We start from the raw sequence: 15,161 nt of genomic DNA, 5'->3' as shown, positions 1-15,161 counted from the left end.
GAGTGAAACAGTCATGATCATCGGGGTCATCGGAGCAGGCGTCATGGGTTCCGGCGTCGCGCAGTCGGCCGCACAAGCCGGCCATCAGGTTGTCCTGGTCGACGTCGCCCAAGACGTGCTCGACAAATCGCAAGATACCATCCACAACAATGTGCGTTTCCAAGCGTTCTTCTCGAAAGACAAGAACCTGGAGCCGGCTATTGCCGTCATGGAACGCATCCGCTTCACCACCGACTTTGCCGAGCTGCGCGAAGCAGATTTTGTCGTCGAGAACGTGCCGGAGATCTGGGAGATCAAAAAAGAGGTGTACCTGAGCCTCGACGATGTCACCCCGGAGCATTGCATCTTCCTCGTCAACACGTCCTGCATCTCGATCACGAAAATCGCCGGCCTGACCAAGCGCCCGGACCGCGTGTTTGGCGTGCACTTCATGAACCCGGTGCCGATGAAAAAGACGGTCGAAGCGATTCGCGGCTACCACACTTCCAAAGAGACGGAGCAGGCGACCGTCGACTTCCTCGCTTCGATGGGCAAAGAAGCGATCGTCGTGGAAGACCTGCCGGGCTTTGTCTCCAACCGCCTGTCCCATCTGTTGATGAACGAAGCGGCATTCGTTGTGCAAGACCAGGTGGCCGATCCGCAGCAGGTGGACGACATTTTTGTCAAATGCTTTGGGCACACGATGGGGCCGCTGGCGACTGCCGACCTGATCGGGCTGGACACGGTCGTCGACTCGTTGAACATCTTGTATGAAAGCTACCAAGACCCGAAATTCCGCGTCTGCCCGCTTCTGCAAAAGATGGTCGACGCAGGGCTCTATGGACGCAAGGCGGGCCGTGGATTTTTTGCCTACGAGTCCCTTGATTAAAGTTACAGATATTTGTAGTATTAAAACACGAGGAGGTTCAATAAAAAATGGAAAATGTAGAAGTTAAAATCAGAAAGTTCCTGTCCCGTTTCTTTAAGAAGCATGAGTTAGGTGCTGACGAAGACATTTTCGCACTCGGTTTCGTCAACTCGCTGTTTGCGATGCAGCTGGTGATGTTTATGGAGAAAGACTTCGAGCTGACCGTCGATACGGCAGACTTGGACCTCGACAACTTCCGCACGATCAATTCGATGGTGCAATTCGTAGAGAGCAAACTGGCCGCAGCTTCGGCCTAATCTTAGATAGAAGGTGACCGCATGAAAACCCAATTAACCGATCTCCAACAATCCTTGAAAAACGAATTCCGCGCCTTTGCGGATGAGTTTGTGGCTCCGTATGCTGCCTATAATGACCGCGAAGAACGTCTGCATGAAACGATCATCCCGAACATGATCGAGCGCGGCTATCTCGGTTCGATGCTGCCTGCGGAACACGGCGGCTTAGGCTATGACAACGTGACGATTGGCGCGCTCAACGAAGAGCTCGGCCGCGTCTGCGTCTCGGCGCGCGTGCTGCTCACCGTGCATGGCATGGTGGCGCTGGCGCTCCTGCGCTGGGGTTCCCGCGAGCAAAAGGAAACCTTGCTGCCGAAAATTGCCAAAGGTGAAGTGATCGGTGCCTTCGCCCTCTCCGAGCCGGAAACCGGTTCCGACGCGAAAAGCGTGAAGACGACCGCCGTGCTCGACGGTGACGAATATGTGCTCAACGGCCGCAAAAAGTGGATCTCCATGGGGATGCGCGCCGACCTGTTCCTCGTGATCGCAGGCCTCGACGGCAAGCCGACCGCGTTCCTCGTCGAAGGCGACCGCGCCGGTTTTTCCCGCACGCATATGAAGGGTCTGATGGGCTCGCGCGGCTCGGAGATTGCGGAGCTGACCTTTGAAGACGTCCGCATTCCGAAAGCGAACCTCGTCGGGCGCGAAGGCATGGGTCTGACCGGTGTCGCGCTGTCCTGCCTCGACTATGGCCGCTATACCGTGGCTTGGGGCTGCATCGGTCTCGCGCAGGCTTGCTTTGAAGCGAGCGCGAGTTATGCGAAGAACCGCCACCAGTTTGGTGCGCCGATCGGCGAGAACCAGCTGATTCAGAAAATGATCACCGAAATGGTCACGCAGATCACGGCAGCGCGCCTGCTCTGCTACCATGCCGGTTACCTGAAAGATATCGGCGACCCCGACTCGATCATGGAGACGTGGAACGCCAAGTACCTGTCGTCGGTGATGGTCAGCAAGATCGCAGCCGACGCGGTGCAGATTCACGGCGGAAACGGCGTGCACCCGGACTATCCGGTGGAGCGCTACTACCGCGACGCGAAGATCAACGAGATCATCGAAGGCTCGACACAGATCCATGAATTCCTGATTGCCAAAAACGTGCTGCGCACTTTCTAAATCAGCAAGGGGGCATAAGGCTGTGCAAACGACAAAAGCCAAGCAAAAGAAAATCAAATGCGTGATCTGGGACCTCGACAACACGCTTTGGAACGGCGTGCTGATCGAGGACGGCAACGTACAGCTCCGCGACGGCATCCTGGATATCATCCAAGAGCTCGACAACCGCGGCATCCTGCAGTCGATCTCTTCCAAGAACGAACACGAAATGACGATGGCGAAACTGAAAGAGTTTGGCATCGAAGAATATTTCCTGATTCCGCACATCAACTGGAACGCGAAGTCTTCGAACATCAAGAACATCGTCACCCAGCTGAACATCGGGATGGACACGATCGCCTTTATCGACGACCAGCCGTTTGAGCGCGAAGAAGTTGCTTTTGCGCTGCCGGAAGTGCTGACGATCGACGCGCTCGACACCGACCAACTGCTCGAGATGGACGCGATGACTCCGCAGTTCATCACCGAAGACTCGAAAAACCGCCGCAAGATGTACATGAGCGATTTCGAGCGCAAACAGATCGAAGAGAACTTCGAAGGCCCGCAGGACGAATTTTTCGCGGCGCTGGAGATGGAAGTGACGATCTCGAACGTCAGCACGGAAGATCTGCAGCGTGCAGAGGAACTGACGGTGCGCACCAACCAGCTGAACACGACCGGCTACACCTATTCCTACGAAGAGCTCGACGCGCTGCGCCACTCGGAAGACCACAAGCTGATGATCGTGGAGCTGACCGACAAATACGGCACCTACGGCAAGATCGGCCTCGTGCTGGTGGAACTGGGCGAGACCGAATGGACGGTCAAACTGCTCCTGATGTCCTGCCGCGTCATGTCGCGCGGCGTCGGCTCGATCATCATCAACCACCTGCTGATGATGGCGAAAGAAAACAACGTCAAACTGCGCGCCGAGTTCGTCAAGACGGACCGCAACCGCATGATGTATGTCACCTACAAATTCGCCGGCTTCAAAGAAGTCATCGAAGAAGAAGGCGGCAAGGTCATCTTTGAAAACGATCTGTCCATGGTTCAGCCTTTCCCGGACTATGTGAAGGTCAACATTCTGCACGCCTAGAGGCAACGGAGGGATCCACGTTGGAAAAACTAGCGTTTTTGTTTACCGGTCAAGGCTCGCAGTATGTCGGGATGTCCAAGTCGTTTTACGATGACTATGCGATCGCCAAGCAAACATTTGAAGAAGCAAACGATGTTCTTGGATTTGACATCGCCAAGCTGTGCTTTGAAGGCACGCTGGGCGAACTGACCCGCACGGAAAACACCCAGCCGGCGATTTTGGCGTCGAGCGTGGTGGCGTTCCGCGTCTACATGCAAGAGATCGGCATCGCACCGCAGTTTCTGGCCGGACATTCGCTGGGCGAATACGCAGCGCTGGCCTGCTCGGGCGCGATCACGTTTGCCGATGCGCTGAAGATCATCCGCGAGCGCGGCCTGGCGACCAAAGAAGTCGCCGCGACCGGCGTCGGCGGCATGACGATCATCGACAACCTCTCGCCGCAAGTGGTGCAGGAGGAGATCGACAAGCTGAACCTGCAAGACCAGTTCGTGATGATCAACTGCTACAACTCGCCGACCCAAGTGGCGATCGCAGGCCACCAGGAAGCGGTCGAAGAGCTGGAATCCCGCCTGCTCGACCTCGACGGGCAAGTCACGCCGCTGTTGATGAGCGCGCCGTTCCACACGCCGCTGATGCAGCCGGTGGCCGACCGCTTGCAAGAAGTGCTGGAGGGCGTCACGTTCAACCACTTCCGCTACCCGGTCATCGCCAACATCGATGCCCGCCCGTACGGCGACACGGGCAACATCATCACCAAGCTGACCCAGCAGTCGCTGCGCCCGGTGCGCTGGCAGGAGACTTTGCAGTTCTTGCACCGCTACGGCGTGACCCATGCGATCGAGATGGGGCCGAAAAACGTGCTGAGCAACCTGACCACCGCGAACACGCCGCAGGTGGAAGCGCTCTGCTTTGCACAGCGTGAAGACCGCAAACAGCTGCAAGAGATCTTCTCCGCCGACCATGTGCTGAAGAAGCACATCCCGACGGTCGTCACGCGCTGCCTCGGCATCGCGGTGGCAACGCCAAACACCAACTGGGATCAAGAGCAGTACCGCCAAGGCGTGATCGAGCCGTACCGCAAGATCCAGGCGCTCCAAGACGAGCTCGACCAGTCCGGAGAGCAGCCGACCGAAGCGCAGATGCGCGAGGCGCTGACCATGCTGAAGAGCGTGTTCGAAACGAAAAATGTGCCGGTTCGCGAGCAGCAAGACTGGTTCTACCAGATCCTCGATGAAACGAACACGATCTACCTGTTCCAAGACTTCCTGCAGGAAGTGCGCGAAAGCAGTCTCGTCACCAATTAATCGCCTGCACAGGCGGCTTCGATTTCCGCCGGAAACCTGAGCCGCCTGTCGGGCGTTCTATGACTAAAAAAGGAAGTGACAGCATGAAACCTGTAATCGAGGTACGGAATGTGCGCAAGTCGTATGTGACCGGGAATGTGGAAACGGAGATCTTGAAAGGGATCGACCTGACGATCGACCAAGGCGATTTCGTTTCGATCATGGGGCCGTCCGGTTCCGGGAAAAGCACCTTGCTCTATCTGATCGGCGGGCTCGACAAACCGACTTCGGGCGAGATCCTCATCCATGGCACCGATTTGGCCAAGATGAACGACAAGCAGGAGAGCATCATGCGCCGCCGCGACATCGGGTTTGTGTTCCAGTTTTACAACTTGATCCCCAATCTTACCGTCGAAGAGAACATCATGGTGCCGCTCCTGCTCGACGGCAAAAAGATGAAGCACCACGACAAGCAGCTGACCGAACTTTTGGAGATTGTAGGCCTCACGCACCGCCGCACGCACACGCCAAGCGAACTGTCCGGCGGCCAGCAGCAGCGCGTCGCGATTGCCCGCGCCTTGATCAACGAGCCGGAGATCATCTTGGCTGACGAACCGATCGGGAACCTCGATTCCAAGACGGGAACGGAGATCATGGAGCTCTTGCGGGAAATCAACCAGATCAAAGGCAAGACGATCGTCCAAGTCACGCACTCCAGCGAGTCGGCCGAATACGGCACGCGTCTGGTCAATGTGCGCGACGGCGAGATTTACCGCCCGCAAGAACAGGTAAAGACTGAAGTGCTGCAAGCGCAGTAGAGGGGAGATCGTCTTGAAAGTTCTGCTCAAGTATATGTTCAAGAACATTTTGGAAAAGAAATTCAGGACGCTGATCGTGCTGGTGTCGATCATGATCTCCGGAGCGTTGTTTTTTGCTTCCAATGAGATCTCCGACACGATGGTCAAGATCAGCACCGAGCGTTTGCGCCAGTATGTCGGGACGTCCGATCTCGTCATCCGCCCGAACGACCAGTCGCCCGCCCCTTATTTTGATCCGGCCCAAGCAGAGGCGTATGAAGATACCGAGTATGTGATCGGCGGCCTGGAAGACCGGGCGCAGTACTTGGAGAATCGGCAGTCGCACAGCTTCAGCCTGCTCGGTCTCGACGCGGCAGACATGGAGCGGATGAACCCGGTGACGCTGACCGAGCCTGCTGCCGGCATGCCTGGATTTATGGGGCAAAAGATCGTTGTCAGTCAGCGGACGGCCGACACGTTTGGCTTTGCCAAAGGTGACGCGGTGAGCCTGACGATCCATGACAAAGCGTACTCCTTCGAAGTCTACGGCATCGCCAAGCCGGACGCGATGTTCCGCGAAGACGGCGGCACGATGTTCGCCTGGATGCCGAAATCAGCGCTGGACAGCATCGTCGAAGCAAAAGGCGATGTGAATGTGGCCTTTATCAAATTGAATGCCAGCGGCGCTCTCGACGACACGCTTGAGAGCTTGGCCGATACTTATGACGGCTATCTGGTCAGCGAGGCGGTATCCGCCGAAGAGATCGAAGACCAAGTGGGCGCGATCGCCGACTCTTTCCTGCTGATGACGGTGATCGTTTCCCTGCTCAGTATGTTTATCATCAACTCGTCGGTCAAAGTGATCGTCTTTGAACGCCTGCCGATCCTCGGCACGTTCCGAAGCGTTGGCGCAACGAAGCGCACCACGTCCTTGCTGCTGCTGGCGGAAAGCGCCGTCTACGGCATTTTCGGCGGCGTGCTCGGCTGTCTGCTCGGGATCGGCATTCTCTACATCATGGCCTCCGTTTTGAGCCCGGACGGCACAAGCGGGATGCTGATCGAGATCAAGCCGTACCGCCTGCTGCTCGCCTTTGCGATGGCGGTGATCCTGCCGGTGCTCGCTTCCTTGTTCCCGGTGCTGAAAGCGGCGCGCACTCCGCTCAAGGACATCATGTTGAAGACGGGCACAAGCGACAGCCCAGGCCCGAAAAACAACATGCTGCGCGGTGTGCTCGGCCTCTTGCTGCTGGCGGCTGCGCTGATCGTGCCGCCGTACCTGACGCGCGACTTGGCGCTGCCGCTTGGCATCACGCTTGCTGTCGGCGCGTTTGCCGGTGTCATGCTCGTGACGCCGCTGCTCTTAAAAGGGTTCAGCCGCTTGCTGGAAACGTTCATCGGCGGCGTGGCCGGCAATGAAGCGGTGCTGGCGGTCAAGAACTTGAAAGACAACAAAAACACCTTAAACAACATCACCTTGCTGTCGATCGCCATCGCGACGCTGCTCATGATCAACATCATCGGCAACGGCGTGGTCGTCGAGATGACCAACTTCTACTCGACGACGCCGCAGTATGACGTGATGGCGCGGGCGGCGAAGATGGACAGCGCCTTTGTCGACAAGGTGGAAGCTTTGGACGGCGTCAAAGACGTGCTGCCTGTCTACCAGGCGAACTCGATCGTCGTCACCGACTCCGGCGGCGGGATTGGACTGCTCGAAGGGGCAGACCCTGACCGCTTCCTCGACTACTGGACCTACGAGATGACAGACGACAGCGCCGTGCTGATCGACAAGGTGCAAGACGGTCGGCAGATTCTGCTCAGCAACATGCTCCGCGACAAGTTCAGCGCCGAGATCGGCGATGAGCTGATGCTGGAGCTGAAAAACGGCAGCATCAACTACACCGTCGCAGGCTTCATCGACACGCCGCGCAACTCCGGCAACTACGCGATCATCTCGGAAGCCAACTTGAAGGCCGATATGGGCAGCGACTATTTTGGCCAGCTCTTTATCAAAACGGAGCCCGGCGTTGATCCGGAAGCGGTGGTGAAGACGTTCCAGACCGATTTTGCCGACCATCAGCCGCTGGCGCAGAGCTTGAACAAAATCGCCGAGCTCGATGCCAAGAACAGTGAGCAGCAGTTCACGATCTTGAAAGGCTTCTCCGTGCTGGCTCTGATGATCTCGGTGCTGAGCGTGGTGAACAACCTCGTGATCAACTTCATTCAGCGCAAACGGTCGCTGGCGATGTTCCGCTCTGTCGGGATGAGCAAGCGCCAGATCGTCAAAATGGTGATGGTCGAAGCGGGAGTCGGCGGCATGCTGGGCTCTTTGACGGGGATTGCCGGCGGTGTCGTGCTGATCTCGGTCGTGCCGTACATTCTGAAGGCGCTCGACCAGCGGGTCGTGATCCACTATTCGGCAGAAGTGTTCCTCTACACGTTTGTAGCAGGTGTGCTCGTCACCGTCATCGCCTCGCTCGTTCCGGCTTCGAAGTCTTCGCAGCTGAACATCATCGAGTCGATCAAGGTGGATTGATCGCAGAGAGGGGTAGGATTGGCTGATGGATCGCTATACACAAAACATGATGCTGACGAGCAGCAAGTTCGCGCCGGAGCGGGAGTACTGGTCGTCGCAACTGGCGGGCGAACTGGTGCTGAGCGCCTTTCCGCCCGACCGGCTGCGCGCGTCTTCCGCACCATATCGTAAAGCTGCCGTCCAAATCGCGCTGTCTGACGCCGCCTCTGCGCATCTGAACCGTCTAAGCAATGGATCGCCGCTTGGGCTGTTCATGGGGCTGCTGGTGGGCGTCAACTACCTGCTGTACCGCTACACGGCAAGCGTTGACTTGCTGGTCGGCATGCCGGGTCTGAAAGGGAGCGGGCATTTCGCGCTGCGCACGAAGCTCGAGCCTGCCGATACCGGGAAAGACCTGTTGCTGCGCGTGAAAGAAGCGGTCAGCGCAGCGCGCAAGTACGGCAACATCCCGTTCCAGCTGCTGCAAGAGCAGCTGGACATCTCCAACCGCAACCTGCTTCCGCTGTTCTGCACGGTGGTACAGCTGGAAGGCTTGCATCAGACGGATGGTGCGGAAGCGTTGCAGGCCGATACGGTGTTTACGTTTGCTGAGCAAGATGGGCAGATCGTGCTTAACCTCGACTATAACGAGCATTTGTATGACCGTGTGACGATCGAGGCGCTCGCGGCGCATCTCGATCGGCTGCTGGCCGCCATCACCGGCGAGATCAACCGTCCGCTCGCCGAGATCGACATGCTGTCGGCAGCAGAGCGGGACGCGATCATTCTGGGCTTCAATGATACGCAGGAGGACTATCCGGCAGACAGCACGCTGCATGACATGATGTCGCGGCAGGCGGCACAGACGCCGGATGCCCCGGCGATTCTCTCCGAAGCGGGCAACTTGACCTATCGGGAGCTCGATGAGCGGTCCAGTCAGATCGCGCACTGGCTTGTGGAGCAAGGCGTGGCCAGCGGCGAATTGGTCGGCGTGATCGCCAAGCGCACGCCGCAGACGCTGGTCAACATTTTCGGCATCTTGAAGGCGGGCGGGGTGTATGTGCCGGTCGACCCGGATCACCCGGAGGAACGCCGCAAGCTGATCTTGGAGACGAGCAACTGCCGCCTGCTGCTGGAACCGGACCTGTATGAGCGGGAAGGGCTATCCGCTTTACAAACAGATGGCCCGCAGGTGCAGACGCCTTCCTCGCAACTGGCTTATGTGCTGTACACCTCGGGCAGCACCGGCGTGCCCAAAGGGGTGGCGATCACGCACCGCAATGCGTTAAACACGGTGCTCGCCTGCAGCCGCAAGTTTGCGGTGGGAGCGGGTGACCGTCTGATCGGGATCTCCTCGTTCTGTTTTGACCTGTCTGTGTTTGACATCTTTGGGACGATGAGCGCAGGGGCGGCATTGGTTCTGGTGCCCAATCAGCGCGACATTCCGAAGATCGTGGAGCTGGCAGAGAAATACGAAGTGACCGTATGGAACTCGGTGCCTGCGATCTTGAACTTGGCGTGTGGACTGATCGAAGAAGGTCAGACCTCTGAAAAATTGCGCCTAATCATGCTCAGCGGGGACTGGATTCCTTTGGAGCTGTTCGGCAAAGCGACCGGGCGGTTTGTCAACGCGCGTTTCATCAGCCTCGGCGGGCCAACCGAGACGTCGATCTGGTCGATCCATTACCCGGTGACGGAGATCAAAAGCGACTGGGTCAGCATCCCGTACGGCATGCCGATGCCCAACCAGCAGATTTATATCCTCAATTCCGATCTGCAAGTCTGTCCGTACGGTGTTGAAGGCGAACTGTACATCGGCGGCGACGGGGTTGGAGCGGGCTATCTGAATGATCCGGAGCGCACCGCAGCCTTTTTTATCGAGCATCCGCAGTTTGGACGCTTGTACAAAAGCGGCGACTTTGGCGCCCTGCAGCGTGCCGGTCATATCAAGCTGAGCGGGCGCAAAGATTTCCAGATCAAGATCCGCGGGTTTCGCATCGACACGAAAGAGATTCAATCGACCTTGCTGAAGATCGATGGCGTGACGGCCGCCGCTGTCGTGGCGAGGGGTGAAGGGGCGGAGAACAAGCATCTGGTCGCCTACCTCGTCGCAGAGCCGGGCGTGTCGATCCCGTTCGTGCGCAACTTCCTGGCGGCGCGTCTGCCCGACTATATGGTGCCGTCTTACTTTGTTCCGCTCGATGCGATGCCGTTGTCGGCGAACAGCAAAGTTGATCTCAACCAACTGCCGGAGCCCGATCTGAGCCAGCTTGCGACAGGTGCTGAGTATGAAGCGCCGCGCAATGAGGTCGAAACCAAGCTGGTCAGCGTGTTCCAAGACGTGCTGGGCGTGGAGAAAATCGGCGTGCATGATAACTTTTTTGCCCTCGGCGGCACGTCGATCAAGGCGCTGCAGGCGGTGACCAGGCTGTCGGCCGAGTACCCCGTGGAGATGGGGGACATTTTCGAACGCCAGACGGCGGCGAATCTGGCCGAACTGATCCAAGGCGCGGAACAGGTGCAGCCGAAACACAACGCGCTCTTGCGCATCCAAGGCGGGGAGCAGACGCCATTGTTTATGGTGCATCCGGTGTCGGGGATCGCTTATTGCTATACAGATCTGGCGCGCGGACTGTCCGGGCAGCCGTTTTACGGGCTGCAGGCGCCAAGCCTGCAGGCGGGGCAGGAGCCGATCACAACGCTGGAGGAGATCGCCGCCTGCTATGTTGAAGCGGTTCGCACCGTCCAGCCGCAGGGACCGTATCTGCTCGGCGGATGGTCGATGGGCGGCGTGGTCGCTTTTGAAATGGCCGAGCAGTTCCGCGCGTTGGGCGAGACGGTGGAGTTGATCGCGATGATCGACAGCTATGTGCCGGCCTTGTCGGAGCTGCCAGATGATGAGCAGATGGTGCGCGAATTTGCGGCCGACCTCGCCGGGCGGTTTGGCGTGGAGATCGGCGACCGGGCGCAGGCCTTCCAAGGTGTGGAACAAGATGCGATGCTGCGCTATGTGTTGGAACAGGCGCACGCGCAAGATGTGTTGCCGGCGAGTTTTGAACTGGAGGATCTCAAACGCTATTTTGCTGTCTTCAAAACGAACGTGGAAGCGTACCGCCGCTATGAGCCGACGGGGCGTGCCAAGCGGATTGTGCTGTATCGCGCCACACAGCATGCACCTGCGAGCGGCGACCTTGATCCAACGCACGGATTCCGGGAATTGGCGGAGGAGATCGAGGTAGTCAAAATGGAAGCGGACCACTTCACCATCGTCCAGGCACCACACGTCTTCCTGCTCGCCGATCATCTCAGCCGCGAGCTTCGCAAAACGCATGAGCAATCGGCAGAACGGGCAGAGACAGTTTGACTTGTCTCTGCTTCTTTTGTCTTGGCAAGTAAGGGGGGGCACTGGATGTTAGACCGCTATTCACAAAACATGATGCTGACAAGCGGCAAATATGCCGAAGAGAAAAAGTATTGGCAAGACAAGCTGGACGGGCATGAGATGTGCGGATTTCCAGCTGACCGCCTGCGACAGGACAGCGCTGCGTACCGTCCGGCGCTTTTGACCAGCAGTTTGCACGGCGAGACGTTCCAGACGTGGAACCGGGTGAGCAACGGCGCATCGCTTGCCTGGTATATGAGCTTGCTGCTTGGCGTGACGTATCTGCTGCACCGCTACACGGGAAAGCGCGACCTGACCGTTGGCATGCCTGGATTTACGCAGCATGCGGAGGGTGGCAGGAATCGTTTTTACGCCTTGCGCACCGATTTGTTACATGGGGACACCGGGCGCGACTTGCTCCTGCGGATCAAAGAGACGGTCACCGAAGCGCGGAAGTATCACCACATCACCTATGAGATGCTGCGCCTGCAGGAAATGGGCGTGGCAGGGCTTGCTGCCGACAGTCTGCTTCCGCAGTTTCAGACGCTGGTGCTGATGTCCAACCTGCACGATCTGCGCCAAGTGGAAGAGCTGCAGGCCGATACGGTGTTTGCTTTTGAGCTGCAGGCCGACCGTGTGGAGATCAAGCTCTGCTACAATGAGCTGCTCTATGAAGCGGCGACGATGGAAGGGTTGCTGCGCCATTTTCAGCGGGTGATGACGCTGGTTGCAGGGGGCTTGGAGGAACAGCTGTCTCTGCACGATCTGCTGCTGGCCGATGAGCGCGAGCGGATGCTGGTGCGGTTTAACGACACGGGAGCTCTGTTCCCACTGGATCAGACATTGCATCAACTGCTGGCTGTGCAAGCGGCAGCGACGCCCGACCAGATCGCGGCGCGCACAGAAACTGGAGATCTGACCTATCGGGAATTGCATGAAAAATCAAACCAGTTCGCGCATTGGCTGACCGCGCAAGGTGTTGAGCCGGGTGAACGGGTGGCGATATTGGCGGAACGGTCGCTTTTGACGCTGGTGCAGCTGTTCGGGATCTTAAAAGCGGGCGCGACGTATGTGCCGCTGGAGCCTGATGCGCCTCGTGAGCGGATGGAGCAGGTGCTGGCCGGCAGCGGCTGCCAGCGGGTGGTGTCGGCGGCGAGTTGCGATTGGGACACTGTGTTTGGCTTGAGCACGGAAGACCTCGACCTGACTGTCGCGCCGGATGCGCTGGCCTATGTGATCTACACGTCGGGCAGCACCGGGGTGCCAAAAGGGGTGGCGACGACACATCGGGCGGCGCTGAATACGATTTTCGATATCAATCAAAAGTTTACCGTTGGCGCTGCCGATACGGTGATTGGGATTTCTTCTTTGTGTTTCGATCTGTCGGTGTATGACATTTTCGGCACGGTAGCCGCCGGGGCAACGCTGGTGCTTGTGCCCGATCAGCGCGATCTCAAAGGGATCGTCACGCTTGCCGCTCAGCATGGCGTAACGGTGTGGAACTCGGTGCCGGCGATTCTCGATCTGGCGGTGCCATATCTGGAGGAGATGGGAGTTGGCTCGCAGCTGAGGCTCTTTTTGCTCAGCGGGGATTGGATTCCGGTCGGGCTGTTTGGGAAAGTGAAAAGCATCCTGCCGGCAGCGCAGATGATTTCGCTGGGCGGGGCGACCGAAGGGGCGATCTGGTCGATCTACTACCCGATGGTGCAAGCGGAACCGGGCACCTCGGTGCCGTATGGCAGCCCGCTCGCCAACCAGAGGATCTATGTGCTCAGTGATGACTTGCAGCCTTGTCCATATGGCGTGGAAGGGGAAATATGCATCGGCGGCGCCGGGGTGGCGGTCGGGTACTACAACGATCCGGTGCGCACCGCAGCGGCGTTTGTCGAGCACCCGGAGTATGGGCGGTTGTACAAGACGGGGGACTATGGTGTGTTCACCCGGCACGGGTATATCAAACTGCACGGGCGGCGGGATTTTCAGGTCAAAATTCACGGGTTCCGCGTGGAGACACAGGAGATTCAAGCGGCGCTGACCGGCTTGGACGGGATTGTCGAAGCGGTGATCACGGCGCGCGGCGAACGGGAGGCAGACAAAGCGTTGTGCGCGTATTACGTCTCGACGGTGCCGTATGGGGTCGAAGAGCTGCGGACCGGGCTGCAGGCGCGGTTGCCGGCGTATATGATCCCGGTTTATTTTGTGCAGATGGCGATGCTGCCTTTGTCGGCGAACGGGAAGATCGACCTGAGTGCGTTGCCGCATCCGGACGGCAGTGTCAGGCGCGGGGAAGCGTATGAAGCGCCGCGCAATGAAGTCGAAGAGCGGCTGGCTGTCGTCTGGCAAGAGGTGCTGCAGGTGGAGCGGATCGGGATTCACGACAACTTCTTTTCACTGGGCGGCGACTCGATGAAAGCGCTGCGGGTGATCGCCAAGCTGAACGTTGATTTTAGTTTGGAGATCAATGATCTGTTTGAGAAACAGACGATCGCCAACCTCGCCCAAAGCGTGTTCCTGCAGGCGGGCAACCTCAAACGCCGCATCGAGCAGCTGAAAGAGTTTGAAAGGATGATCGGACGACCGGAGACGGTGGAAAGTCAGGCGTACCGGCTGCCGGAGTATCAGGCCCGCAACGCTGCGTATGCCGGGATCGACAGTGCTGCACGCAAAACGTATCGGCACATCATGCTGACGGGGAGCACCGGTTACCTCGGCGCTCATCTGCTGAAGCAACTGCTGGAGAGCACCGACAGCCGCGTGTATACTTTGGTGCGCGGGGAAGATGCGCAGAGCCGGTTGGAGCAGAAGCTCGCCTTTTATCATGGCGCAGACTGGTTCGCGACGTATCAGGAACGGGTCGAGATCATACCTGGGGATCTCAGTTTGGATCGCTTTGGATTGTCCGAAGCGGAGTATGCAGAACTGGCCGGGCGCATCGATTGTATTTTGAATCCGGCTGCGAACGTGAAGCATTACGGGCGGTATGAGGAGTTCTTTGGCCCGAACATTCACGGGGTGGAAGAGTTGATCGAGTTTGCTGCAAGCGGCACTCATAAGGACATTCATCATATTTGCACGGTCGGCATCGCCTCCGGTACGGTGGAGGGGCAGCCGTTTGCTTATTATACGGAGTACGATACGGACCTCGGGCAAACCACCGACAACTTCTACCACCGCACGAAGATGGAAGCGGAACGGCTGCTGCTCCGCGCGCGGGAGGAACGCGGCCTGAACGTGTCGATCTACCGCACAGGCAATCTGGTGTTCCAATCGCACAGCGGGAAGTTTCAGGAGAACATCGAAGACAATGCGTTTTATGCGCTGATCGGCGCGACGGTCAAACTGCAGATCGTGCCGGAAGCGGCCACGTTTTTGATGGACTTTACTTTTGTTGATGAAGCGAGCCGGGCGATTTTGCAGCTCTTTGACCGCGCCGATCTGCAAAATGAAATCTGGCATGTCGTCAACCCAAACATCGTGGACATCGGGCATCTGGCGAATATGCTGGCGAGCGAAGGCGTTGAGCTGAACGCCTTGCCGCTTGATGACTTCCTCGATTATCTGGCGGAGCGGTACGGAGATCACCCGGACAGCCGTTTTGTCGAACACATCCTGCGCTACATTGGCATCTTCTCGGTGCCGCCGCGGTTGACGCACTTCCATGTGCTCGCCGACAAGACGGCCGGGCTGTTGGCGCGGACCGGTTTTTCCTGGTCGGGGCTGGAGCCGGGGCATGTGAAAAAGATGCTGGCCTATTGCCGCGCGGTGCAGTTTTTATAAGTTTCATCGCAAT

Annotated in this window: 9 protein-coding genes; all 9 read left to right on the top strand. The window is 58.2% G+C overall.

Going from position 1 to position 15,161, the window contains the following annotated elements; translation table 11 throughout:
• Positions 1 to 13 precede the first annotated feature (13 nt).
• The 9 genes from CBW65_RS03610 to CBW65_RS03570 all read left to right on the top strand — a co-directional run bounded on the left by CBW65_RS03610 (position 14) and on the right by CBW65_RS03570 (position 15,148).
• Positions 14 to 868, top strand: a complete 855-nt coding sequence (locus CBW65_RS03610; RefSeq protein ID WP_087455637.1) for a 3-hydroxyacyl-CoA dehydrogenase family protein — start codon at positions 14 to 16, stop codon at positions 866 to 868.
• Positions 869 to 915: 47 nt separating this feature from the next.
• Positions 916 to 1,164 carry an acyl carrier protein gene (locus tag CBW65_RS03605; RefSeq protein WP_087455636.1) on the top strand — a complete coding sequence of 83 codons (249 nt, stop codon included), beginning with the start codon at positions 916 to 918 and terminating at the stop codon, positions 1,162 to 1,164.
• A 21-nt stretch (positions 1,165 to 1,185) separates the two neighbouring features.
• Positions 1,186 to 2,319 carry an acyl-CoA dehydrogenase family protein gene (locus tag CBW65_RS03600; protein WP_087455635.1) on the top strand — a complete coding sequence of 378 codons (1,134 nt, stop codon included), beginning with the start codon at positions 1,186 to 1,188 and terminating at the stop codon, positions 2,317 to 2,319.
• 22 nt (positions 2,320 to 2,341) lie between these two features.
• Positions 2,342 to 3,394, top strand: coding sequence for an HAD-IIIC family phosphatase (locus tag CBW65_RS03595; RefSeq protein WP_087455634.1), 1,053 nt, complete (start codon positions 2,342 to 2,344; stop codon positions 3,392 to 3,394).
• 20 nt (positions 3,395 to 3,414) lie between these two features.
• Positions 3,415 to 4,698: an ACP S-malonyltransferase gene (gene fabD, locus CBW65_RS03590; RefSeq protein WP_087455633.1), complete on the top strand. Its 1,284-nt coding sequence runs from the start codon at positions 3,415 to 3,417 to the stop codon at positions 4,696 to 4,698.
• A gap of 83 nt (positions 4,699 to 4,781) precedes the next feature.
• Complete coding sequence (locus CBW65_RS03585; protein WP_087455632.1) at positions 4,782 to 5,495, top strand: ABC transporter ATP-binding protein; 714 nt, start codon at positions 4,782 to 4,784, stop codon at positions 5,493 to 5,495.
• A 13-nt stretch (positions 5,496 to 5,508) separates the two neighbouring features.
• The gene (locus CBW65_RS03580) at positions 5,509 to 8,010 is read left to right on the top strand and encodes an ABC transporter permease (protein ID WP_087455631.1); all 2,502 of its coding nucleotides are present in this window, start codon (positions 5,509 to 5,511) and stop codon (positions 8,008 to 8,010) included.
• A 25-nt stretch (positions 8,011 to 8,035) separates the two neighbouring features.
• Positions 8,036 to 11,353 (top strand): non-ribosomal peptide synthetase, encoded by a 3,318-nt coding sequence (locus tag CBW65_RS03575; protein ID WP_087455630.1) that lies wholly within the window; start codon positions 8,036 to 8,038, stop codon positions 11,351 to 11,353.
• 45 nt (positions 11,354 to 11,398) lie between these two features.
• Positions 11,399 to 15,148, top strand: a complete 3,750-nt coding sequence (locus tag CBW65_RS03570) for a non-ribosomal peptide synthetase (RefSeq protein ID WP_087455629.1) — start codon at positions 11,399 to 11,401, stop codon at positions 15,146 to 15,148.
• The last annotated feature ends 13 nt before the right edge of the window (positions 15,149 to 15,161 follow it).

This window comes from Tumebacillus avium, from assembly GCF_002162355.1.
Lineage (GTDB): Bacteria > Bacillota > Bacilli > Tumebacillales > Tumebacillaceae > Tumebacillus_A > Tumebacillus_A avium.
Note: the sequence above shows the minus strand (reverse complement) of the source record. Positions and strands in the feature narration are given on the sequence as shown.